General features: G+C 61.8%; 21 protein-coding genes. 16 read left to right on the top strand and 5 right to left on the bottom strand.

The genetic code is table 11. The annotated features are described in order from the left end of the window. Nucleotides 1-7: 7 nt before the first annotated feature. From AC1D06_RS01130 to AC1D06_RS01120, 3 genes are all read left to right on the top strand, one after another. Nucleotides 8-1,480: an aldehyde dehydrogenase gene (locus tag AC1D06_RS01130; protein ID WP_477984353.1), complete on the top strand. Its 1,473-nt coding sequence runs from the start codon at nucleotides 8-10 to the stop codon at nucleotides 1,478-1,480. 94 nt (nucleotides 1,481-1,574) lie between these two features. After that, the gene (locus AC1D06_RS01125; protein ID WP_477984351.1) at nucleotides 1,575-2,630 is read left to right on the top strand and encodes an Ldh family oxidoreductase; all 1,056 of its coding nucleotides are present in this window, start codon (nucleotides 1,575-1,577) and stop codon (nucleotides 2,628-2,630) included. 157 nt (nucleotides 2,631-2,787) lie between these two features. Next, on the top strand, nucleotides 2,788-4,215 hold the full coding sequence (locus AC1D06_RS01120) for an aldehyde dehydrogenase family protein (protein ID WP_477984349.1): 1,428 nt from the start codon (nucleotides 2,788-2,790) through the stop codon (nucleotides 4,213-4,215). Nucleotides 4,216-4,251: 36 nt separating this feature from the next. On the opposite strand, the gene AC1D06_RS01115 is transcribed toward AC1D06_RS01120, so the two are convergent. After that, on the bottom strand, nucleotides 4,252-5,100 hold the full coding sequence (locus tag AC1D06_RS01115) for a GNAT family N-acetyltransferase (RefSeq protein WP_477984686.1): 849 nt from the start codon (nucleotides 5,098-5,100) through the stop codon (nucleotides 4,252-4,254). Nucleotides 5,101-5,365: 265 nt separating this feature from the next. Between AC1D06_RS01115 and AC1D06_RS01110 the strand changes: the two genes are divergently transcribed. The 11 genes from AC1D06_RS01110 to AC1D06_RS01060 all read left to right on the top strand — a co-directional run bounded on the left by AC1D06_RS01110 (nucleotide 5,366) and on the right by AC1D06_RS01060 (nucleotide 18,715). Then, nucleotides 5,366-6,694, top strand: a complete 1,329-nt coding sequence (locus AC1D06_RS01110) for an NAD(P)/FAD-dependent oxidoreductase (RefSeq protein WP_477984347.1) — start codon at nucleotides 5,366-5,368, stop codon at nucleotides 6,692-6,694. Nucleotides 6,695-6,702: 8 nt separating this feature from the next. After that, nucleotides 6,703-7,827, top strand: coding sequence for an acetylornithine deacetylase (gene argE, locus AC1D06_RS01105; RefSeq protein WP_477875426.1), 1,125 nt, complete (start codon nucleotides 6,703-6,705; stop codon nucleotides 7,825-7,827). 16 nt (nucleotides 7,828-7,843) lie between these two features. Next, entirely contained in the window at nucleotides 7,844-8,767 is a 924-nt protein-coding gene (locus tag AC1D06_RS01100) for a 2-hydroxyacid dehydrogenase (protein ID WP_477984345.1), read from the top strand. Nucleotides 8,768-8,789: 22 nt separating this feature from the next. Further along, on the top strand, nucleotides 8,790-9,146 hold the full coding sequence (locus AC1D06_RS01095; protein WP_477984343.1) for a cupin domain-containing protein: 357 nt from the start codon (nucleotides 8,790-8,792) through the stop codon (nucleotides 9,144-9,146). Beyond that, on the top strand, nucleotides 9,143-9,607 hold the full coding sequence (locus tag AC1D06_RS01090; RefSeq protein WP_477984341.1) for a GNAT family N-acetyltransferase: 465 nt from the start codon (nucleotides 9,143-9,145) through the stop codon (nucleotides 9,605-9,607). The genes AC1D06_RS01095 and AC1D06_RS01090 overlap by 4 nt, the downstream gene beginning before the upstream one ends. A gap of 86 nt (nucleotides 9,608-9,693) precedes the next feature. Further along, entirely contained in the window at nucleotides 9,694-11,736 is a 2,043-nt protein-coding gene (locus AC1D06_RS01085; protein ID WP_477984339.1) for a hydantoinase/oxoprolinase family protein, read from the top strand. A gap of 2 nt (nucleotides 11,737-11,738) precedes the next feature. After that, nucleotides 11,739-13,706, top strand: a complete 1,968-nt coding sequence (locus AC1D06_RS01080; protein WP_477984337.1) for a hydantoinase B/oxoprolinase family protein — start codon at nucleotides 11,739-11,741, stop codon at nucleotides 13,704-13,706. A gap of 22 nt (nucleotides 13,707-13,728) precedes the next feature. Continuing rightward, nucleotides 13,729-14,634, top strand: coding sequence for a LysR family transcriptional regulator (locus AC1D06_RS01075; RefSeq protein WP_477984335.1), 906 nt, complete (start codon nucleotides 13,729-13,731; stop codon nucleotides 14,632-14,634). Between the two features lie 95 nt (nucleotides 14,635-14,729). Continuing rightward, complete coding sequence (locus tag AC1D06_RS01070) at nucleotides 14,730-16,193, top strand: aldehyde dehydrogenase family protein (protein WP_477984333.1); 1,464 nt, start codon at nucleotides 14,730-14,732, stop codon at nucleotides 16,191-16,193. Between the two features lie 7 nt (nucleotides 16,194-16,200). After that, nucleotides 16,201-17,244: a tartrate dehydrogenase gene (locus tag AC1D06_RS01065; RefSeq protein ID WP_477984331.1), complete on the top strand. Its 1,044-nt coding sequence runs from the start codon at nucleotides 16,201-16,203 to the stop codon at nucleotides 17,242-17,244. A gap of 13 nt (nucleotides 17,245-17,257) precedes the next feature. Then, entirely contained in the window at nucleotides 17,258-18,715 is a 1,458-nt protein-coding gene (locus AC1D06_RS01060; protein ID WP_477984329.1) for an NAD-dependent succinate-semialdehyde dehydrogenase, read from the top strand. A gap of 77 nt (nucleotides 18,716-18,792) precedes the next feature. On the opposite strand, the gene AC1D06_RS01055 is transcribed toward AC1D06_RS01060, so the two are convergent. After that, the gene (locus AC1D06_RS01055) at nucleotides 18,793-20,067 is read right to left on the bottom strand and encodes an NAD(P)/FAD-dependent oxidoreductase (RefSeq protein WP_477984327.1); all 1,275 of its coding nucleotides are present in this window, start codon (nucleotides 20,065-20,067) and stop codon (nucleotides 18,793-18,795) included. 14 nt (nucleotides 20,068-20,081) lie between these two features. Further along, nucleotides 20,082-20,750, bottom strand: a complete 669-nt coding sequence (locus AC1D06_RS01050; protein ID WP_477984325.1) for a haloacid dehalogenase type II — start codon at nucleotides 20,748-20,750, stop codon at nucleotides 20,082-20,084. A 20-nt stretch (nucleotides 20,751-20,770) separates the two neighbouring features. Here AC1D06_RS01050 and AC1D06_RS01045 point away from each other — a divergent pair, with 20 nt between their 5' ends. After that, nucleotides 20,771-21,166, top strand: a complete 396-nt coding sequence (locus AC1D06_RS01045) for a hypothetical protein (RefSeq protein ID WP_477984323.1) — start codon at nucleotides 20,771-20,773, stop codon at nucleotides 21,164-21,166. Between the two features lie 151 nt (nucleotides 21,167-21,317). Here the strand turns inward: AC1D06_RS01045 and AC1D06_RS01040 are convergent, their stop codons facing one another. After that, the gene (locus tag AC1D06_RS01040; RefSeq protein ID WP_477984321.1) at nucleotides 21,318-22,136 is read right to left on the bottom strand and encodes an alpha/beta fold hydrolase; all 819 of its coding nucleotides are present in this window, start codon (nucleotides 22,134-22,136) and stop codon (nucleotides 21,318-21,320) included. Nucleotides 22,137-22,249: 113 nt separating this feature from the next. Further along, nucleotides 22,250-22,840, bottom strand: a complete 591-nt coding sequence (locus AC1D06_RS01035; RefSeq protein WP_477984319.1) for a TetR/AcrR family transcriptional regulator — start codon at nucleotides 22,838-22,840, stop codon at nucleotides 22,250-22,252. Nucleotides 22,841-23,408: 568 nt separating this feature from the next. Between AC1D06_RS01035 and AC1D06_RS01030 the strand changes: the two genes are divergently transcribed. Beyond that, complete coding sequence (locus AC1D06_RS01030) at nucleotides 23,409-24,248, top strand: GNAT family N-acetyltransferase (RefSeq protein ID WP_477984317.1); 840 nt, start codon at nucleotides 23,409-23,411, stop codon at nucleotides 24,246-24,248. The last annotated feature ends 1 nt before the right edge of the window (nucleotide 24,249 follow it).

The following is a 24,249-nucleotide window of genomic DNA, read 5'->3' as shown; positions in this document are numbered from 1 at the left end:
AGAATACATGACTTCCCTCCCCGCGACAGTTCGCACCCAGGCTCTGATCGATGGCGAGCTCGTCGACGCCGAAGGCAAGGCCGAATTCGACAATCTCAACCCGGCCACCGGCACGCTCCTGAACCGGATCGCCGCCTGCTCGGAGGCCGACGTCGACAAGGCCATCAAGGCAGCCCGGAGGGCATTTGACGACGGTGTCTGGAGTGGCCTGGAGCCGCGCGAGCGCAAGCGCATCCTGCTGAATTTCGCCAATATCGTCGAGGCCAACGCCGCCGAACTGGCGCTGCTGGATTCAATCGATGCCGGCAAACCATTGACGGATTGCGAAACGCTCGACCTTCCCGATGTCGTCAACAATATCCGCTGGTATGCCGAGGCGATCGACAAGGTGTTCGGCAAGATATCGCCCACCGGCGAAGGCAATCTGGGGCTTATCGTTCGCCAGCCCGTCGGCGTGGTCGGGATGGTTCTGCCGTGGAATTTCCCCGCCGGCACCTTGTCGTGGAAGATCTCCCCGGCGCTGGCCGCCGGCAATTCCATCGTCGTCAAGCCTGCCGAACTTGCGTCGCTGTCGACGATCCGCATTGCCGAGCTTGCCTTGCAGGCCGGAATTCCCGCCGGCGTGTTCAACGTCGTGCCCGGCCTCGGCCATGTGGCCGGCAAGGCATTGGGCCTTCATCCGGATGTCGACGTGCTGACCTTCACCGGTTCGACGGAAATCGGCCGCCAGTTCCTGCGCTATTCGGCGGACAGCAACCTCAAGAAAATCGTCCTCGAATGCGGCGGCAAGAGCCCGCAGATCGTCATGGCTGACGCCGCCGACCGGCTCGACCAGATCGCCGAGAACCTTGCGGGCGCTGCCTTCTGGAACATGGGCGAAAACTGCACCTGCGGCTCACGCATCCTCGTCCAGGCATCGATCAAGGACGCGTTTGTCGACGCCCTGGTAAAGGCGACCGGGAGCTGGGTCGTCGGCCAGCCGACCGACCGGGCGACAAAGCTCGGACCGCTGATCGAAGCCTCCGCATTGAAGCGCGTGATGGGCGCTATCCAGCAGGCGAAGGCCGATGGCGCCGAGATCGTCGCAGGCGGCAACCGTGCGCTGGAAGAAACCGGCGGATGGTTCGTCGAGCCGACGATCGTCAGCAAGGTCACGCCCGACATGGCCATCGCCCGCAATGAGATTTTCGGCCCGGTGGTTGCCGTCATGACCTTCGAGACGGAAGAAGAAGCGATCCGCCTGGCCAACGATTCCAGCTACGGCCTGGCCGCGACCGTGTTTTCCAACGACATAAATGTCGCAGTCCGCATGGCGCGCAAGGTCCAGGCGGGAACCGTGGCCGTCAACGGCTATGGCGAAGGCGACATCACCACACCGTTCGGCGGCTATAAGACGTCCGGCTTCGGCGGCTATGACAAGGGCATCGAGGCTTTCGACCAGTATACGCAGATGAAGACGATCTGGGTCACGCTGGCCTGACGACCGGGCAAGCATCAGGGCTCGCGCATGCATGCGGCGAGCCCGCACGGCTCCGGATATTCAGCGTGAATGGCGGTCACATTTCGGGATGACGATGACCGATGCGGTAAACCTCTCGCTGTCGGAAGCGGCTGCGCTCAGTTTCGACATTCTCGCCAGCACGGGATTGAGCCAGGCGCAGTGCGAAGTCGTCGCCGATGTGATCGTGCGTGCGCAAAGCGATGAATGCCATTCACACGGACTTTATCGCCTGCTCGGCTGCGCGTATTCCGTCAGAACGGGACGGATCAACAAGATCGCGGAACCAGTCATCAGCGATATCGCCCCTGCGATCCTTCGGGTGGACGCCGACCATGGCTTCTCCTCGCTGGCCTATAGCCGCGGCATCGACCTCGCGATCCTCAAGGCAAAGAACCAGGGGCTTGCAGCGCTGGCGATCAACAATTGCCATCATTTCTCGGCTCTGTGGCCGGAGGTGGAACCGATCGCGGAGCAAGGCCTGGCGGCGATCGCCATGACGCCGAGCCACAGCTGGGTTGCTCCCGCGGGCGGAACGCGACCCGTGTTCGGAACCAATCCCTTCGCCTTCGCTTGGCCTCGTCCCGGAAAGCCGCCCTTCGTCTTCGATTTTGCCACGAGCGCCACCGCGCGAGGCGAAATTGAACTGCACAAGCGGCAGGGAATGCCGATCAGTGCCGAACTTGCGATCGACCTCAACGGCAAGCCGACCACCGACCCGACCGAAGCACTCAAAGGCGCCATGCTGACGTTTGGAGGACACAAGGGCTCGGCGCTGTCGGCCATGATCGAACTCCTCGCCGGTCCGCTTATCGGCGACATGCTCAGCATTGAATCCAAGGCCTATGACGGCGGCAGGGATGCGGCACCACTGCACGGCGAGCTGATCATCATTCTCGATCCGGCCTCGTTTCTCGGCGCAGCACTTAGCCAGAACCTGGCTCGGGCCGAAATGTTGTTCGAGGCGATCTCAGGCCAGAATGCGCGGCTTCCATCTCAGCGTCGCTATGATGCCCGGCGAAGGACCATGCGCGACGGGATGAATATACCGCGCGCGCTCTACAACGATCTCATCAAACTACGCCCGGCTCTCGATCCGATGCTCACACGCGCGTTTTCCAGGCACTTGTGATCTGAAGCGTTCTGGGAGCCGTCGATGGCGCTCGCTTCGACCTGCTGTTCGGCAGCATCAGCCGAATTGCCACGGCTTTCAGCATTCCTGTCGATTGCACTGTGCTATGGTCCAGCCAGCCGGACACACTCTCCTTGCCAATTCGATGGAGTTTGGAATGAACAATGCCTTGAAATTCTACATCGACGGTGCCTGGGTCGAGCCTCTCAGCACAAACACCCTCGACGTCATCGATCCGGCGACCGAGCAGCCGTTTGCCCGCATCGCCATGGGCGGTCGCGAAGATACGGAGCGGGCGATCAGGGCTGCGCGCGCGGCATTTCCGTCATTTTCAACCACGACCAAGGAAAAAAGGCTCGAACTGCTCGAACGTGTTCTCGCCATCCTGACGCGCCGGAGAGACGAGCTCGGCGAGGTGATCTCGCGGGAAATGGGCGCGCCGCTGGATATGGCGCGCAGCCAGCAGGCTGGAATCGGCATTTCGCATTTCAAGCAAACGATCCGGGCGCTCAAGTCTTTCGAGCTCGAATATATGCAGGGATCGACGAGGATCGTGCACGAGCCGGTCGGGGTCATCGGGATGATCACGCCGTGGAACTGGCCGATCAACCAGATTTCATGCAAGGTGGCGCCGGCGCTCGGCACCGGCTGCACAATGGTGCTGAAGCCTTCCGAAGTCGCACCCCTGAGCGCCGTCATCTTTGCCGAGATCCTGCACGAAGCCGGTATTCCCAAAGGTGTGTTCAACCTTGTGCATGGCGACGGGCCTACAGTCGGCAGCCTGCTTGCCAGCCATCCCGACATCGACATGGTGTCCTTCACCGGCTCGACCCGCGCCGGCATTTCGGTGGCCCAGACGGCAGCGCCGACCGTCAAGCGCGTGCACCAGGAACTGGGCGGCAAATCGCCCAATATCGTGCTCAGAAGCGCCGATCTCGAACAGGCCGTCAGCGCCGGGGTGCGCCGCTGCTTCGACAATTCGGGCCAATCCTGTAATGCGCCGACGCGCCTTCTGGTGCCGCATGAGCGGATGGACGATGCGATCGCGATCGCCGCCAGGGCTGCCGATGCCATCAAGGTGGGGGCGCCGGCGGATCCGGAAACCAATATCGGTCCCGTGGTCAGCAAGGTCCAGTTCGACAAGATCCAGAGCCTGATCCGCAAGGGCGTCGAAGAAGGTGCGCAGCTCGTGGCCGGTGGTCCGGACCGGCCGGCACATCTCAATGCCGGTTACTATGTCAGGCCGACCGTGTTCGCCCGCGTGACCAACGACATGACGATTGCCCGCGAGGAGATTTTCGGGCCGGTGCTCTCCATCCTCGGCTACGACTCGGTCGACGAGGCCGTGGCCATCGCCAATGACACGCCCTACGGCCTGGCTTCGTATATCCAGGGTGACCTGGAGGAAGCACGCGCACTCTCCCGTCGGCTGCGGGCCGGCACCGTGCGCATCAACAGTGCGGCCTGGGATGGCGCTGCACCTTTCGGCGGTTACAAGCAGTCAGGCAATGGCCGCGAATATGGCAAGTTCGGCTTGCACGAGTTTACCGAGATCAAGGGCGTCGTCGGCTATGATGAGGCGTAGCCACCGGCGCATTGCGCGCCGAGGCTCGTAGAAGGATTAGCCAAGCGCCTGGGTCGCGAGTGCGTATGTCTCGAAGGCGTGCGCGTCCTGGGCGACAGCGGGTTTTCCGAACGACATGGTCAGAACCGTGTCATAGACCTGCAAGCCGGACTGCGACAGGTAGGACGCAAAGTCGCCGCTTTCCCGGCGCGTATCGAGCCGCAGGAACCGGCCGGCATGGCGCTCGACATGCGGGCGGATGACGGCGATCGCGTCGCTGTCGTTCGATGCGACCACCGGACCGATGACATGGCCCCGTCCGAAGGGACGACAGAAGGCGAAAGCCTGCAACACGCCGGAGCGAAACAGGCCATAGGCGATGGATTGGCGCTCGAGCCGTGTGACCAGCGGCGTCCGGTCGACGCCGAAGCCGGCCGCATCCAATGCGCATACAGCCGCGAGATCGCCGACGCCGAGCAGCCGCACATCGCCGTCGGACGCCGTCGCCTCGATGCCATCACCCATTCGCGCCGTGCCCTGGCATTGGAAGACAGTCTTCTCCGGCTTGAAGTCGAGCGACAGATAGAGCCGCCGCGCCGCGCGGGTGGCGCTGAGGCTGAGCTCACGGCCGGAAACCTTGCTCAATATGTGATTCATCAGCCATTGGCCGGTCCCATTGGTCTGCAGCCGCGGCGAGGTGATGACCATGCCGACAGTCGCAAACCGGTCGCCGTGCGGAAACCACATGCCGGACCCCATCACGCGCCCGATCTCGTCGAGCGCCACGATGCCGTGGCCGGTCTCGCGCAGAAACTGCCAGTCCTCGGCGCGATGCGGCCAGCCCACCGAGATCGACAGCGCGTGCAGCTGGTCGAGCTCTACATCCTGGATGTTGCCGATGCGCATGGAGAAAGCATCGACCCGCAGGCTGTCTGATACCTTCAATGTCCACCCCTACGATTGGATACCGATATGATGCGCTGAGAGGAGCGCATGTCCCGCATGTGAAGATAGGCCAATCCGCCCGATACAATTTGCTCGAAAAACGCATGACTGCACAACAATCGACTGAAACATTCCTGCATTCGGCATGCAATCATGCTGACACGACGTCATCCTATCGGCATTCGATCATCCAGAATTCGCCTTCATAGCCCAACGAGCCGGAAACATGTCGCCACCCGTGCGCAGGATTGTCACTCCTGACGAAATTCCCCAATCCGTCGACGTCGTTGTCGTTGGCGCCGGCATGGCGGGGATCTCCGCCGCGCTCAGCCTGGCAAGCCGCGGCACGTCGGTCGCGGTCATCGAAAAGGGCATCGTGTCCGGCGAGCAATCCTGCCGCAATTGGGGCTGGTGCCGACAGCAGAACCGCGATCCGCGCGAGCTGCCGCTTGCCCAGCTGGCGCTGCAAATCTGGCGCGACCTCAACCGCCGCACCGGCGAGGAGACCGGGTTTCGCGAAACCGGCCTCGTCTATGCCTCCAACAATGCCGCCGACATCGCCACCTGGGAGAAATGGGGCAGGATCGCACGGGAATTCGGCGTCGACACGCGCATGCTCTCCAGCGCCGAGGCAAAGGAGAAATTGCCGGGCAACAGCCAAAGCTGGCAAGGCGGCGTCCATTCGCCGACCGACGGCAAGGCCGAGCCGGAGCTGGCAGTCGCAGCGCTTGCCAAGGCGGCAATAGCCGCCGGCGCAACCATCGTGCAGAATTGTGCCGTGCGCAGTTTCGAGACCAGCGCCGGCCGGATTTCCGGCGTCGTCACCGAGCGCGGGCTGATCCGCTGCCAGGCCGTATTGGTGGCAGGCGGCGCGTGGAGCGGCATGCTGCTGCGCCATCACGGCGTTAAATTCCTGCAAGCGTCGGTGAAGTCGACATCCTTCTACACCAAGGCGGCAGAAGCAGTTACCGAAGGCGGCATTTTCACACCGGATGTCACCCTGCGCCGGCGCCTGGATGGCGGCTACACGATCGGGCTAAGCGGCCAGGGGCAATTGCAGATCACCCCCTGGGGCCTGCTGCAGGCCAAGGCTTTCTGGCGAACCTTCCAGATCCGCCGCAAGGGCCTCACCTATTCGCTCGGCAGATCATTCTTCGACGGGCCGGAATCACTGGCCAAGTGGCGCGCCGACAGCATCTCGCCGTTCGAGCGCATCCGCACCCTCGACCCGGCACCCGACCAGCATCTCGTCGCCAAGGGCGTCAGGAAACTACAGGAATACTATCCGGCACTGACGGGTATCACCGTGGCGCAAAGCTGGGGCGGGATTGTCGATTCGACGCCGGATGCCATCCCCGTCATCTCGCCCGTCCAGTCGCGTCCGGGCCTGTTCATCGCCTCCGGCTTTTCCGGGCATGGCTTCGGCATCGGACCCGGCGCCGGCCAGCTCGCCGCCGATCTCATCCGCGGCGACAGGCCCAGCGTCGATCCAAAACCGTTCCGCTACGAACGCATGATCGACGGCACCGATCTCGGCAAACCCGGCATGCTCTGAGGACCATGATGGACACGCTCGACATCCTCTCGCGTCTGGTTGCTTTCCCGAGCGTGGTCGGCACGCCGAACGGCGATATCGTCGACTGGGTCATGCAATATCTGCAAGGCCTGGGCGCAACCGTGACCGTGCTTCCGGGGCCGGAAGGCGACAGGGCCAACCTGTTTGCCACGATCGGCCCGAGGGACGGAACCGGCTATATCCTCTCCGGCCACATGGATGTCGTGCCCGCGCGCGAGACCGGCTGGACCTCCGACCCGTTCACACTGCGCCGGGAGGGCGACAAGCTCTACGGGCGTGGAACGACCGACATGAAGGGTTTCCTGGCGGCAACGCTGGCCGCGGCGCCGGCGCTCGCTCGCTCCAATCTCGGCAGACCCATCCATTTCGCCTTTTCCTACGACGAGGAGGCCGGATGCCGCGGCGTGCCGCACATGCTGGCGCAGCTGAAAGAGCTGTGCGCGCCGCCGCTCGGCGCGATCATCGGCGAACCGAGCCGCATGCAGGCGGTGCGCGCGCACAAGGGCAAGGCGGCCGCGCGCGTGACGATCGGCGGCCGGGCGGGCCACTCGTCCCGTCCCGATCTTGGCCTCAACGCCATCCATGCAATGGCCGACGTGCTGAGCGGCGCGGTGGCGCAATCCCGACGGCTGGCGGAAGGTCCTTTCGACCCGACCTTCGAACCATCCTACTCTTCGCTTCAGGCCGGCATCATTTCCGGAGGGCAGGCGCTGAACATTATTCCGGACAAGTGCACGCTCGACCTCGAGGCGCGCGCCATCGCCGGCGTCGATCCCGGCGACCTGCTGGCACCAATCCGAACGCGGGCGGAGGCGCTCGAGGCGCAGGGCTTCACCGTGGACTGGACGCCGTTAAGCGCTTATCCATCCCTGTCGCTCGCCGCTGATGCCGCGCTCGTCGGATTGCTGGAGGATCTGACCGGTCGGACATCGCTGGCCGCCGTCAGCTATGGCACTGAAGCCGGCCTCTACCAGGCGGCTGGTGTCGATGCGATCATCTGCGGTCCTGGCGATATCGACCGGGCTCACAAGCCCGACGAATTCATCCTGCTCGCCGAGCTTGAACAATGCCGAAGGATGATCGAGGCTCTCGGCGAAAAATGCGCCGCCTGAAAGGCAAAGGCTGACAATGACCTTTCTGTTCAATTCCGATGCCGCGCGCGGTGCGATCTTCGCCGAGGCTTTTGCGCACGCGCTGCCGGATGTGCCCTTTTCCATGGATCCCGCAAGCGTCGACCCGGATGCGGTCCGATACCTGATCACATGGACCCTGCCCGACGACCTCGCCCGCTACCGCAATCTGGAAATCCTGTTTTCGATCGGTGCCGGGGTCGACCAGTTCGACGACAAGTTAGTGCCCGCGCATATCAAGATCGTGCGCATGGTCGAAGACGGCATCATCCGGATGATGCAGGAATATGTGGCGCTAGCGGTGCTCGCCTTGCATCGCCAACTCCCTGACTATCTCAGTCAACAGCGAAAGGCAGACTGGCGTGCCTTGCCCCAAAGGCAAGCGCAGGAGATCCGTGTCGGCATTCTCGGCCTCGGCAGCTTGGGCTCGGCAGTCATCGAACGGCTGAAACCCTTCGGTTTCGCCCTTGCCGGCTGGAGCCGATCGTCGCGCGAGATAGAGGGTGTCCGTTGCCATCACGGCGACGACGGTCGCAGGCTCATGCTGTCTCAGACAGACATCCTCGTCTGCCTGCTCCCGCTGACGCCGGAGACCACCGGCATCCTGAACGCCTCGCTGTTTGCCAGCCTGCCGGCGGGCGCGATGCTCGTGCATGCCGGGCGCGGCCAGCATCTCGATCACGATGCACTGCTGGAAGCACTCGATTCCGGTCATCTGGCGAGCGCCTTCATCGACGTCACCGATCCGGAACCACTGCCGGCAGAGCATCGCTTCTGGACGCATCCGAAGATCATCCTCACGCCCCATGTCGCGAGCACGACCCAGCCGGAAACGGCGGCCCGCGCCGTGATCGACAACATCCGCCGCCACCGCGCCGGCCTCGAGCCGATTGGCCTCGTCGACCGTCGCCGCGGCTATTGAATCCACATTCGAAAGGTCTTCCATGTCTCTGCTCAAAACCGTCGTCACCGAGCCACAGTCTACACCGAAGCAATCCAAGGCTTTGCCTGAAAGGCTGATCGCCGGCGATCCCTCCTTCAAGACCTGGGCGCAGGACGAGGCAAAGGACGGATCGGTGCGTACCGGCGTCTGGGAGGCGACGCCCGGCGAAACGCGTTCGATCAAGGGCGAAACGTTCGAGTTCTGCCATATCCTGTCCGGCGTGGTTGAGATCACCCCCGATGGCGGCGAGGCCGTGACATATGGAACGGGCGACAGCTTCGTCATGAAACCGGGTTTTGTCGGCAAATGGAAAACCATCGAGACGGTGCGGAAAATCTATGTGACGGTGGGCGGATGACGGCAGGATCATCCAAGGCGATATTTTCCGCGCAGCGCGACGGCTATCTGCTGAGCACGGACCCGGAGCGGATCGATCTCGGCGTGGTCCATAGCTTTCTCGCCAATGATTCCTATTGGGCCAAGGGGCTTGATCCGGATGTGCTCAAGCGCGCGCTCGATCATTCGCTCGTCATCGGCATCTATGCCCCGGACGAAACGATGGCCGCCTTTGCCCGCGTCGTCACCGACTATGCCATGTTCGCTTATCTGCGTGACGTCTTCACCCTGCCCGCGCATCGCGGCAAGGGCCTTGCATCGTGGCTGGCGCTGGAAATCCGCAACCACCCTGAATTGGCGACCATCAGCAGCTGGATGCTGGCGACGCAGGATGCGCATGCGGTCTACGAAAAGGCCGGCTATCGCCCGGCATCACAGCCCAGCAATTATATGACGGTGCCGAAACCCACGACGAAATCATAACCAAAGGTTATGGATTTCACCAAAATATTCTGTGGTAGCCGCACGAACGGCCTGCGAAACTTCTTCCGTAGCGAAGGAGTTTGACCATGACCTATCGGGTTGGCGTGGATGTCGGCGGATCGTTCACGGATTTTGCTGTGCTGAATGAAGCGACGAACCAGCTCTCGACGCTCAAGGTGTTTTCACGGCCGGATGCGCCTGGCGAGGAAGTGCTGCTCGCGCTCGACAAGCTCAAGGCGCGCGACGGCATCGAGCCCTCCGACATTTCCTATTTCACCCATGGCACGACCGTGGGCGTCAACACCGTCATCCAGCGCAACGGCGACAACATCGCCCTGTTCACGACGCGCAATTTCGAAGACGTGCTAGAGGTGGCGCGGCTTAAGATCCCGCAGATCCACAATCTCTATTCCGTCCGGCCCAAGCCGCTGATCTCGCGCGAACGGGTCTTCGGGATCGAAGAACGCACGCTCGCCACCGGGGAGATATTTCTCGCACCCGATGAGGCGGATGTCGCGCGGGCCGTAGAGGCCGTGATCGCCTGCGGCTGCACCGGTATCGTGCTCTCCTTCCTGCATGCCTATCGCAATCCCGCCAACGAGCAGGTGGTGAAAGCGATGATCGCCCGTATGGCGCCGCATCTCAACGTCATCTCTTCTGCCGAGACCTGGCCGGTGATCCGCGAATATGAGCGGACGATCACCGCCGTCATCAGCGGCTATGTCCAGCCGCGCGTCGCCAACTATCTCGATCGCTTCGAAACCGTGCTGCGTCGGCAGGGCGTGGCCGGGCCATTGACGATCACCAAGAGCAATGGCGGCGTGATGGGCATCGACCAGGCGCGCAAGGAATGCGTACAGATGATCCTGTCGGGCACGGCATCCGGCGTCATCGGCGCAGGCCATCTCGCCCAGGCGAGCGGCTTCGATCATATCCTCAGCCTCGATATCGGTGGCACCAGTGCCGACGTCGCCGTGATCATCGATGGGCAGGCACAATATGGTGTCGGCGAGGTGATCGGCGACTTCCAGATCCACGTGCCTTCGGTCTCGGTCAGCTCGGTCGGCCAGGGCGGCGGCTCCGTCGCCTGGCTCGATGGGCTCGACACATTGCATGTCGGCCCGGAAAGCGCCGGTTCGACGCCCGGCCCTGCCTGCTATGGCCGCGGCGGCAAAAAACCGACGATCACCGATGCCATGGCCGCCGCCAACCTGATCGGGCATATGCCGCTGGGCTACGGCGCCGTGACCGTCGATCATGCGGCAGCCTGGGCGGCACTGGCGCCGCTGGCCGAAAAACTCGGCACATATGTCGAGACGCTGGCCGGCAATATTATCGATATCTCGGTGTCGGGCATGTATGCCGAAGTCAGCGCATTGGTGTCGCGCTATGCCATCGACCCGCGCGAATTCCACCTCTTCGCCTTCGGCGGCGCCGGCGCCATGCTGGCCTGCTTCCTGGCGCGCGAGCTCGACATGAAGGGTGTGGTCGTGCCGCCCGCGCCTGGCGTCGTCTCGGCCCTTGGCGGCCTGGTCGCCGACCTGAAGAACGATTTCATCCGGACGATCTACTGCGATGTGACGACGGACGAGATCGCTGCGCTCACGCCCATCCTCAACCAACTCGAGGACAGCGCCCGAGCCTGGCTGACGGCACAGGCCTATCGCGGCGAAGGCACGATGCGCCTGACCGCCGATATGCGCTATCTCGGCCAGTCTTTCGAAATCGAAACCAAAATCGAGGCGGATTGGCTTCGTTCCGGCGATGCCGCCGCCATCACATCGGCCTTCCATGGCGAGCATGAGCGTCTCTATGGCCATGCCGATGCCAAGGCGGCCGTGCAGATGATCAACCTCCGGCTGGTGATCACTGGCGCAACGCAAAAGCCCGGGCTGCTGGAAATTGCCGAGGCGAGTGAAGCCCTGGAGCCGCGCAAAACGGTCGAGGGCTGGTTCGACGGCCGTTCCTGGACCACGCATGTCTATCATCGCGCGCAATTCGGCGCAGGTCACCGGCTGCGAGGGCCGGCAATCATTGCGCAGGACGACACGACGACCGTGGTTCCACCTGGTTTCGAGCTCGTGGTCGATCGTTTCGGCAATCTCATCATCACCAAGGCGGAGTTCTGATCGTGGCGATCGACAAGCGCAACATCAAGGTCCTGGCCAATTTCTGTTCCGCCGCCGCCGATGCCATGGCGTTCACGCTGATGCGCACCGCCCATTCGGCCTTCGTCAAGGAAACCGAGGATTTCTCCTGCCAGGTGGTCACCCGCGAGGGCCTCGCCTTCGCCAATCCGCGCCAGTTCGGCGCGCCCTGGTATTCCGGCATCGATTATGCGCCGCTGCTCGACGCTTTCGACAGCTATGCCGAAGGCGATATCTGCATCACCAACGATCCCTATAGCGGCTTCGTCGCCACCCATTCGCCCGATATCCATATCTGGAAACCGGTCTTCTACGAGGGGCGGCTTGCCTGCTTCGTCGTCGGCCATATCCACAACACCGATGTCGGCGGCGCCGTGCCCGCATCGCTTTCGCGCTCGCTCTCCGAGATCGAGCAGGAGGGCATCCGCATCCCGCCGGTCAAGCTCGTCGAGGGCGGGCGGATGAACAGCTTCGTCACCGCGATGATCGGCGCCAATGTGCGCATGCCGCAGCAGAATCTCGGCGACCTCCATGCACAGATCGCCTCGGTCAATATCGGCGAGCGCAAGATGCAGGACATCATTCGCCGTTTCGGCTTCGACACTTTCATCGAAGGCGTCGAACAGATCCTCGACTATGCCGAGGCGCAGACGCGCCAGATCATCGCGAGCGTTCCGGATGGCGACTATTTCTTTGCCGACTATGCCGACGAGGATTCGGTCGGCGGCAAGCCCTGTCGCATTGCGCTCACCTTGAGGGTGCATGGCGATGAAGTCATTCTCGACTATACCGGCAGTGACCCGCAGCTCGGCTCGTCGCTGAACATGCCGACCGGAGGTCGCGAGCGGCATCCGCTGGTCATGGTCGGGCTCACCTATGTCCTCTTTACCCTGGACAATAATCTGCTGTTGAATGCCGGAACGCTCAGACCGGCAAGGGCCATCCTGCCGGAAGGCTCGGTGGTCAATTGCACGCGGCCGGCGGCCGTCGGCATGCGTTCGCTGACTTGCGCCATGACCCAGATCGTCACGCTGGGCGCCTTCGTCCAGGCCCTGCCTTACCTGATGCCGGCCACATCGCCAGGTGGAAATGCGATCATGAACATCAAGACGACAGGCCGCAACGGCAAGCCTGTCATGGCCTCGATCGGCCCGGTCGGCGGCGGTGGCGGCGGCACGCCCTTTTCGGACGGCAGCGATGGCGCGGGCGGCGCGACGGGCTTCCTGCGCAACACGCCAATCGAGATCAGCGAGGCGGAAGTACCGATCCGCTTCCTGCGCTACGGCCTGGAGCCGGACACTGGCGCTGCTGGCAAATATCGCGGTGGACTGTCGGCCATTATGGAGTTCGAGATTTCCGCGCCCGAGACCGTGGTCACGGCGCGCAACCGCAACCGGTCGGTGATGCCGTCCTGGGGCGTGGCCGGCGCGCATGCCGGCGCAGTCTCGCAATTCATCCGCAATCCGGATCGCGAGGATGCCGTCTCGCTCGGCAATACCGATGTCGTCCATTGCGGACCGGGCGATATCATCCGGGTGATCGGGCCAGGCGCGGGCGGCTATGGCAATCCGTTCGACCGGCCGGCCGACGTCGTGCTGGCCGATGTACTGAAGGGTGCCGTGAGTAGAGCGCGCGCCGAAGAGGATTACGGCGTTGCGATCCGAGACGGCCAGGTCGATATGGACACCACGCTTGCGTTGCGCGCGAACCGCCACAATGGCACGACCGATATCATCAGCTATGGTGCAGAACGCGCTGCCTTCGAACGTGTCTGGACGCACGAGCGCTACGACCTGCTGACGGATTTCCTTGCTGCAGCGCCGGTCGGCTGGCGGTATTTCCTCAAGCACCGTGTCTTCGACGTGGTCGAGCACTTGGCGGGCGATCCGAGGCCTATCGGCGAACAGATGCACGCACTGTTTGGCGAGATGCGAATCCGCTACGCTCTCTGAAACCCGTGATCACCGGACGGTTATGAACCTACGCCAGCTGGAAGTTTTCCGCGCCATCATGCGCGACGGCACGATCACCGCCGCCGCCAATGCGCTCGGCATTTCCCAGCCGGCGGTGAGCAAGCTTCTGGCCCATCTCGAAGACCAGCTCGGCTATCCCCTGTTTGACCGGATTGGCGGGCGGCTGGTGGCGACGATGGAAGCGCAGCTCATCTATCCCGACGTCGACCGAGCTTTCCGGCAGTTCGACACATTGACGGCCCTGACGCGCGATGTCGGTGCGGCGAAGATCGGCCTGCTCAGGATCGGTGCGAGCCTTCCCATCGCCTATTCGCTTCTGCCAGAAGCCTTGGCGACCTTCCGTCGTGACCAGGGTGACGTGAAGATCCATCTTCATACCCTGCCGAAACGCGAGATCGCCGATGCGCTGGAACTGGGCGACATCGATGTCGCGATCACGCTCAGCCCGATCCTGGCGCCCACAGTCCGTTTCGAAATCCTGGCCGATATCCCGGTCGTCGCAGTATGCCCTGCCGGCGATCCGCTTGCCTCGACAGACATTGTCCGGCCAAAGCACCTGCTCGGCCGGCCACTGATCTCCTATGCCTCGCATGCCGAAATCATCGGTCCCGCCCTCGACAAGGCCTTCGAAACGGAAGGCGAAAAACGCGACGTCTCCATCCAGATCGCCTCGTCGATCGGCGCCCTGCCGTTGGTGCGGCGCGGACTCGGTATTGCGCTGGTCGATAAGCTGTCGGTGTGGCAAGCTGATGATGTCATTGCCTGCCCCTTCGCCCCTGAGGTCAACATGCAGCTTTGCGTCTCGGTCAACCGATCGCGGCCGGAGGCGCGGTTCCTGGCGCCCTTCCTCGTCATTCTCCGGAGAACCCTGGCCACGGCGAAAGAATTCACTGTCCGCGCCCGTTAAAACGGGAGATTCGTCGGCCCTCTCCTTGTCACACGATGCATGCTGCTCCGAAGGTGGAGATAGTCTGACGGCAGACTCCGGAGAGAGAACATTCCATGGGCCTGAGCTTCGATCCCGATACATTGTCCCTGCCGATCGGCCATTTCATCGGTGGCGAACTGGTTTCGGCGGCAGGCGCTATCGATATGCGCCGCCCCTCGGACGGCAAAGCCTATGCCGGCTGCCCGATTGCCGGCGCGGACATGGTCGATCGTGCGGTGCAGTCGGCCAAGGCGGCGCTGAAGGCCAGCAATTGGGGTGGCGTCCGGCCGCGGGAGCGCACCAGGGTGCTGCATGCCTGGGCCGACCTGATCGAAGCCGAGGCAGAGACGCTCGCCCGGATCGAAGCGCTCTCCTCCACCCGGCTGGTTGGTCAGCTCGTCGCCGGTGACATCGCTGTCACGGCCGAGCAGATCCGCTTCTTCGCCGAATTTGCCGATAAGGAAGGCAGCGACGTCGTACCGACCGACGACAAGACGTTCGGTATGATCCTCAGCGAGCCCTATGGGGTCGTCGGCGCGATCACGCCGTGGAATTTCCCGGTTTCCATGGCCGGCTGGAAGCTCGGCCCGGCACTGGCCGCAGGCAATGCCGTGGTGCTGAAGCCATCCGAAATGACGCCTTTTTCCACTGTCTATATGGCACAGCTGGCGGTCGAGGCCGGCCTGCCGGCAGGACTTTTCAACGTCGTGCTCGGCGATGGCGCCACGACTGGCAATGCGTTGACCGGCCATGCCGATATCGCCAAGGTCAGCTTTACCGGCTCGACACGCGCCGGCTCCGCCATCATGGAAAACATCGCCCGCTCGGGCGTCAAGCCGATGACGCTCGAACTGGGTGGCAAAAGCCCGCAGATCGTCTTTGCCGATGCCGACCTTGCCAAGGCAGCCGATGCAATTGCCGGCAGCGCGCTCTTCAATGCTGGCCAGGCCTGCGTTGCGGCGACGCGCGTGATCGTCGAGGCAAGCGTTGTAGACCAGTTCACCGAGGCACTGGTGGCCCACATGTCAAGTGTCCGGCCCGGTCCGACCTGGGACGAGGCTACGCAATATTCGCCTGTTATTTCCGAGCGCCAGCGGGATCGGATCGGATCGATCGTCGACGCGGCCGTGGAAGGCGGCAGCCGGTGCATCATCGGCGGCAAAGCCATGCAGCGTGAAGGCTATTTCTACGAGCCGACGCTGCTCACAGATGTCGATTCGTCGTCGCCTGCCATCATCGAAGAAATTTTTGGACCGGTGCTGACACTGCAAACATTCGAGACCGAGGAGGAGGCGCTGGCATTGGCCGATCATCCGACCTATGGCCTCGCCTCGGGCCTCTTCACCTCCGACCTGTCGCGGACGATCCGGCTGGCACGCCAGATACAGGCAGGTACCGTCTGGATCAATCGCTACAGCCGGTCGCGCGATCATATCCTGCCGACGGGCGGCTATAAGCGCTCCGGGCTCGGCAAGGATCTCGGACGCGAGGCCTATCTCGCCAACCGCAAGACCAAGAGCGTGCTCATCAGCCTTTGAGGAAGTCATGAAAGCCTATTCGATCGCTCTCATTCCCGGCGACGGCATCGGTCGCGACGTCACCGGCGCCGCCTGGTCGGTCCTGCAGGTCGCGGCCAAGGGTGCCGGCTTCGCGCTCAACGGCACCGAATTCCCCTGGTCATGCAAATACTACAAGGAGACGGGGCGGATGATGCCGGAAGACGGCATCGAGACGCTCAGGCCCTTCGACGCCATCCTGCTCGGTGCGGTCGGCTGGCCGGCCGAAGTGCCGGATTCTGTCTCGCTGCACGGCCTGCTTCTGCCGATCCGCAAGGCTTTCGTGCAATATGCCAATATCCGGCCGCATCGCCTGCTGCCAGGCGTGCAGGGACCACTCAGGGCGGAAAAGTTCGACATCCTCTGCATCCGCGAGAATACCGAAGGCGAATATTCGGGCGCTGGCGGCCGCGTGCATCAGGGCATGGACAATGAAGTTGCGGTGGAAACTTCCATTTTCACCCGCACCGGCGTCGAACGCATCCTGCGTTTCGGTTTCGAACAGGCGCGGCTGCGCAGGCGCAAGCTCGCCTCGGTCACCAAGTCCAATGCTCAGAAATTCTCGATGGTGTTCTGGGATGAGATCACCCGCACGCTGGCGGCCGACTATCCCGATGTCGAAGTGACAAGCTACCATGTCGATGCGCTGGCCGCCCGAATGGTGATGGCGCCGGAGAGCCTCGACGTCATCGTCGCCTCGAACCTCTTCGGCGATATCCTGACCGATCTCGGCGCCGCGATCCAGGGCGGTCTCGGCTTTGCGGCTTCCGCCAATATCAATCCCAACCGAGGTGCACCGTCCATGTTCGAGCCGGTGCATGGCTCGGCGCCTGACATCGCGCATCTCGGCATAGCCAATCCCATCGCCACCATCTGGTCCGGTGCGATGATGCTCGAACATCTGGGTGAACGGGAGGCGGCGGCGATGATCATGCAGGCCATCGAAGCCGTCACCAAAAGCGGCATCGGCACCATTCCCGGCCGCGACAGGACCGATGCGATCACCAATGCCGTCATCGCGGCGCTTTCCTGACACCGAGGCACATATGCAAATTTTGAAGGACAAGGATCTCTTTCGCCAGCAGGGTCTGATCGGCGGCAAATGGGTGGCGTCGACCTCGGGCAAGACCGTCGATGTCATCGATCCGGCCACGCAAGCCGCAATCGGCTCGGTGCCTGATATGGGCAGCTCCGAGACCCGCGTAGCGATCGAAGCCGCCGAGCAGGCCTATAAAGGCTGGAGAAAAAGGACCAATGCCGAGCGGGCTGCGCTGCTGGAGGCCTGGCATGGCCTGATGCTGCAGCATCTCGACGATCTGGCGCTGATCCTCACGATCGAACAGGGCAAGCCGCTGGATGAGGCAAAGGGCGAAATCCGCTACGGCGCCTCCTTCGTCAAATGGTTTGCCGAAGAGGCACGCCGCATCAACGGCCATACGATCCCCTCGCCGACAGCAGACCGCCGCATCATCATCCTGAAGGAGCCGGTCGGCGTCTGTGGCATCATCACGCCCTGGAATTTCCCCAATGCGATGATCACCCGCAAGGTTGCGCCGGCGCTTGCCGCCGGCTGCACCGTGGTCATCAAGCCATCGGAGTTTACACCCTATTCGGCGCTGGCGCTCGGCGTGCTCGCCGAACGCGCCGGCATTCCGGCCGGTGTGATCAACATCGTCACCGGCATGCCCTCGGAGATCGGCCAGGAAATCATGGCCAACGAAACCGTGCGGAAGATTTCCTTCACCGGTTCGACACGCGTCGGTTCATTGCTGATGCGTGGCGCCGCCGACAGCGTCAAGCGGCTCAGCCTCGAACTCGGCGGCAATGCGCCCTTCATCGTGTTCGACGACGCCGATCTCGATCTGGCGATCGAAGGCGCGCTGGCCTCGAAATTCCGCAATGGCGGGCAGACCTGTGTCTGCGCCAACCGCATTCTGGTGCAGAGCGGAATCTACGATGCCTTTGCCGCCAGGCTCAAGGCACGGGTTGAAGCTTTGACGGTCGGCCCAGGCACCGAGGCTGGCGTGGCAATCGGCCCAATGATCAATATGGCGGCGGTCGACAAGATCAACCGCCATGTAGAGGATGCGCTGGCCAAGGGTGCGAAGATCATCACCACCAAGCCAGCAATGCCGGAAGGCAGCCAGTATACGGTGCCGCTGGTGCTGACCGGCGCCACCACCGACATGCAGCTTGCCAGCGAAGAAACATTCGGCCCCGTCGCACCGCTATTCCGGTTCGAGACGGAAGAAGAGGCGATCGCCATCGCCAATGGCACGCCCTACGGCCTCGCCTCGTATTTCTACACCGAAAACCTCAAACGCGCCTGGCGCGTCGGCGAGGCGCTGGAATTCGGCATGGTCGGGCTGAACACCGGTTCGGTGTCGATGGAAATCTCCCCCTTCGGCGGCGTCAAGCAATCCGGCCTCGGCCGCGAAGGCGCGCAGGCCGGCATTGAGGAATATCTGGAGATGAAGAGTTTTCACATGGGCGGGCTGAACTGAGCCGCAATCACCGCAGAAAAAATGGGGCGCGGCTTTTGCAATCCGCGCCTCTTTAGTCGGCTGCTTGGGAGAGTCGCTTACTGAAACCTGTCGAGCGTTTTGTAATAAAGCCCGACCAGCGGCAGGAACCATGGCTTGCCGAAATGGCCGGGAACGGCGGGCCATTCCATCCCCTTCAGCGGATTTCGGTCGGCTCGGCCAAGAATCGCATCCGCGATGATCATGCCAAGATGGGTCGAAAGCTGCGCGCCATGGCCGGAATAACCCATCGCGTACCAGACATCGTCGTGATAGCCCGCACGCGGGTAGCGATCTTTGGTCATGTCGACCAGACCGCCCCAGCAATAATCGACGTCGATATTGCCGAGCTGCGGGAATATCTTTGCCAGGCCTTCCCTCAGAATCTCGCCGCTCTTGGAATCGGAGCGGTGATCCGACGTCGCCGAGAAGCGCGCCCGGCCACCGAAGAGCAGGCGATTGTCCGGAGAAAGCCGGAAATAATTGCCGATGTTCATCGAGTTCACGCAGGTGCGATTGCCGGGCATGGTCACTGCAATCTCGTCGGTCGTGAGCGGACGCGTGGCGATCAAAAAACTGCCGACGGAAATGATCCGGCGGCGGAAATAGCCGAAATTGGGCGTCGTGTAGGCGCCCGTCGCGACCAGGACATGGTCCGCTGTGACCTTTCCGCGTGCGGTGGTCAGAACGTGTTTGCCATTGCCCCGGGTCCGGCCCGTCACGGTCGCGTTTTCGTAGACAATCGCGCCGTGGCGTGCTGCCGCCTCCGCCAGCCCCGCGACATAGCGGCCCATATGCATCATCGCACTCTTCTTCGACAGCATGGCACCGAAGAAAGGCGAGCCGATTTCAGATTTGAGATCATCGGCCGAAAGCAGTGCCGTATCGGAGTCGACCTCGGCATGCACTGCCTCGAAATTGCGGGCGATCGAATCGAAATGCTGCGGTTTGGATGCCAGCTTGAGCTTGCCGGCACGGCGAAAATTGCAATCGATATTCTCCTCGGCAATCAAACCCGCGATCACATCGATGGAATCGTCGAGCGCCTTGTAGAGCGCGATGGCGCGCTCCTTGCCAAGTTCCGCTTTGGCCGACAGATAGCTATGTGCAAGGCCATTGTTGAGATGTCCGCCATTGCGGCCCGAAGCGCCCCAGCCGACCCGTTCCGCTTCCAGCACGACGACATTGGCGCCCGCCTTGGCGAGCTGGCGCGCAGCAGCGAGCCCCGTGAAGCCGCCGCCGATCACTGCGACATCATAGTGCCCTTCGACCGCGCCTTTCGCCCCTCCTGCAAAAACCGGAGCCGTGTCGTGCCAGTAGGAGACGAACTTCATCGCAAAACCCTTCGTCAGAGACCCACGACACCGGGCAGGCCGGATATGTCGGCAATTTCGGTGTAGCCATAATAGGGATTGGCCGGCTCATGGCCGCGATTGACCCAGACCTTGTTCCTGACACCGAGATCATGTGCCGACATCAGGTCATAGCGGAAGGACGAGGAGCAGTGCAGAATGTCTTCCGGTCCGCATCCCAGCATGTCGAACATGTATTCGAACGCCCTGAAGCGCGGCTTGTAGGCCTGTGCCTGTTCCGCGGTATAGACCGCGTGGAAAGGGGCGCCGAGCTTCTCGACATTCGACATGATCTGCGAATTCATGGCGTTCGACAGGATGACCAGCGGAATTTCCTTTGCCACCTTGGCAAGACCGGCCGGCACATCCGGATGCGGTCCCCAGCTCGGCACACGTTCATAGACCGTCTTCGCATCCTCTTCACGGAACGCGACGCCGTTGGCCTTGCAGCTTCGCTCGATGGCATTGTGCACGACCTCGGCATAGGGCTTCCAGGCACCCATGATCTCGTCGAGCCGATAGGCGGCGAAATTGCGGATGAATTTCTGCATCCGAACCTCATCGAGCTGCTTGCTGTAGAGGTCGCTTGCCGCCTCCGCCATCTGGAAATTGATCAGCGTGCCGTAGCAGTCGAAGGTGATGTATTTCGGGCGGAAGGTGGCCATATCAGGTCGTCCTTGGTTGAATGGGCAATCTGCAATTCGCTGTCGCCATCATAAGCGTCGGACAGACGGCGGGCTTCACCGAATTGGGGCCGCTTGAAGCAGAATGTTTCGTATGCGCCACAGAGTTTGGCAGAGTGTTGTCCTTGCCACCGCGCCGCGGGCCAGGTTTTCACCTGGAATCGACGGCCAGGTGGATTTGCGTCACCACGAAAGATATTCTGGGAAAGCCAGAGCTGTTGGAATTCATCGCTGCGACTCAGCGTTTTGAGCACATTCCCAACAGCATCGTATCGGCGCCTGACGGCCTGTTAGGCGAAAATCCAATTCGGGTCGCCAAAACTGCAATGCTTAATAGGGCACAAAGGCGCATTCCCTTAAAGTCGCAAGCGGGGATAGAAGTGGCTCGGTTTGTTTGAACAGTTTGGTGCCGATTTCTAAGTGGTTTCCGGCGCTATCAAGGAGGGTTTGAGCTTCTTGTTCGTCCTTCGTCACGACGTCGAAACCCGAACCCTCCTCAATTCAGAACCCGAAATGTTTACCATAGACGATGATGGATGAGAGATGTCGTCAAGACCTTATGAACGAGAGCAGGTCGGGGTTGAGGACATCCGCATGTGTGGTTAGCATGCCATGCGGGTAGCCGGGATAAGTCTTCAGCGACCCGTTCTTAAGCAAGTCGACCGCACGCGGCACGGAACTAGCGAACGGGACGACTTGATCAGCCTCGCCATGCATCACCAGCACCGGCACGGTGATCTTCTTGAGGTCTTCGGTATAATCTTCGAGCCAAGAGGCGACAGTCGCGTAGTGAGCGAGAGCACCGCCGGCCATGCCTTGGCGCCACCAGTTCGCAATGATTGCCTCCGAAGGCTTGGCCCCATCGAGGTTGTACCCGTAGAACGGATTCTCAGGGACGAATCGGTAGAATTCCGACCGGTTGCCCAGCACGCCTGCCCGGATCGCTTCGAACCACTCCGACGGTTGACCGGACGGGTTGTCCTTGCTCTGGTACATGTTCGGCGTCAATGAAGCGACCAATACCGCCTTTGAGACGCGCTCCTGGTGGCGAGCGACATAGCGAGCCACCTCACCGCCACCTGTCGAGTGTCCGATATGGATCGCGTCGCGCAGGTTGAGATGTGCAGTCAGGGCCGCGAGATCGTCGACCCAGTGGTCCATATCGTTGCCGGTGCTGGGCTGGTCGGACCGGCCGTGACCACGCCGGTCGTGGGCGATCACCCGATACCCGTGATGAAGGAAGAATGTCATCTGGGCATCCCAGTCGTCCGCTGTCAGCGGCCAACCGTGGCTGAAAACGATCGGCTGACCTGATCCCCAATCCTTGTAGAAGATGTTTACGCCGTCTGTAGTCGTGATCGTGGGCATTGTTCAGTTCCTTTAGATTAGCCGCGGAAAGATCTCGTCACTCACTGGCGCGGCGTTCCAGCGAGAAACTCGTTAAATATATGACTGGTCGTCTATTTATTGCCGAAAAATATTCAAGCCACAAGGGCTGGCAAAACGAAACCTTCAAAGCTGTCGAACGGCGACCGGTTACGTTCGACCTTGGCACGCGTGACCGCGCCTTCGAACGCGTCGATCAACGCGACGGCAACTTGTCCCACATCCTTTCCAGCCGGCAATTCGCCCTGGACCTGAGCTTCCCGCAGGCATTCAGTGAGCGAGGCCGTCCATTGGCGATAGATTGCCGCCAGCTTGATGCGTACGAGCTCGCTCGATGGCGTGACCTCGATCGCCATATTCCCGATCAGGCAGCCAACCGCGTAACGACGGCGCTCGTGAAACTCTGCCAAGGCCGCGAAATAGCGCGCGATACGCGCGAGCGGCCTCATGTTGTGATCGGCCAAGATCGGGCCGTAAGTAGTAAACACCGAATCCCAATACTCGGTCAGTACTTCGACAGCGAAAGCCTCCTTGCTTTCAAAATAATTGTAAAACGACCCCTTGGGCACACCGGCCGCCGACGTAATCTCCTGCACGCCGGTGGCATTGAAGCCGTGGGTGCTGACGAGGTCTCCCCCCTTTTCCAGCAGGCGCGATCGGGTTTCTGGATTGGCGGGTCTTGGCATGTCTGGACTTTGGCGGTTGGTGTTTGCGTTTCGATGGTTTATATATGACCAGTCGGCTTTTAATTGTCAAACGGAAAATGCGAATTGGTGACATTTTTTCCATCATAGCGCTGTGCTCTCGCACATGTACTGAAAACGACCCAGACCGTGTGAAAACTCATCGGCGAGAAATCCTGATAGAAAATAATCCTCAGAATTATTCACCCGTGGGTCGCCGTTAGTAAAAGACAGGCCTTGAGCCACAAATTTCGGAATCAGATTCTCCGTCAAAAATTTGATTTTGAGTTTTCACACCGTCTGGACCGTTTTCCAAACAAGCCAACGGGCCAAGCTCTTCTGCCCGCTTCGAGGGAAAAATGCGCAAGGAAACTATATACGTTATTCTATTGCCCGGAAATCGCCTCGCGGGTCACATCGCATGACCAACCGATCACCACTTCCACCCCGCCACAGCATAAGATGCGGCGGACCGCGCATGCTACGGCGGAAGATATTGCCCGGCAGCATGCCTTCAGACGATCTGCCGCCGGCGATTGATTGAGACTTGGGGCATCGAAAAGGATGCTCCATGCAAACAGATGCGATCGATCTGACGGCTTTTGGCCCGCAGCATATTGACGAAGCCGTAGCGCTTTCGCGTCAAGCGAAGTGGCCGCATCGGCCTGAGGATTGGCGTTTCGTTGTTGAACTGAGTTCCGGCGCAGTCGCCTTGGATGGCGATGGCAAGGTCGCCGGCACGATCCTGATGACGCCCTATGGTGCGGATTGTGCAACGATCAACATGGTGATCGTCGATGAGCGCCTGCGCGGCCGCGGCGTGGGCCGCAAGCTGATGGAAAAGGCGTTCGCCCTCGCCGGAGATCGGCAGCTGCGGCTGATCGCGACCGCGGAGGGGCTGCCGCTTTATGAAAAGCTTGGATTCGTCGCCTGTGGGACGGTCGTTCAGCATCAGGGGGTGGTGCAGGCGATTGCACCTTCCCAAGGCGTAGAACCCGCGGTGAGCGGTGACCTCTCCGCGATCAAGACGCTCGACAGTGCCGCCTTCGGCGCTGATCGCGCTGCACTTATCGACCTTCTGGACCGGAACGGAGAATTCGCTGTGATCCGTCGGGGCGGAGCGGTCGCCGGCTATGCGGCTTGCCGAGCCTTCGGCCGCGGCGAGGTGATCGGCCCTGTCGTTGCGACAAACAAGGAAGATGCAAAGGCGTTGATCACCTTCTTTGCGGCGGCTCGACCCGGCGCCTTCCTGCGCGCCGACACAGACAGAGATATCGGACTGTCGGATTGGCTCGCAGCAAGCGGGCTTGTCGAGGTTGGCGGCGGCATCGCGATGCGCAAACCGCCAGCCGAAAAGTCCGAAGATGCGCCCGTCGAAATCTTTGCTCTTGCCAATCAGGCACTCGGATAAT

The organism is Rhizobium sp. P2_G2, from assembly GCF_056403555.1.
The sequence above is the reverse complement of the archived record's forward strand: the minus strand, read 5'-3'. Positions and strand labels throughout refer to the sequence as shown.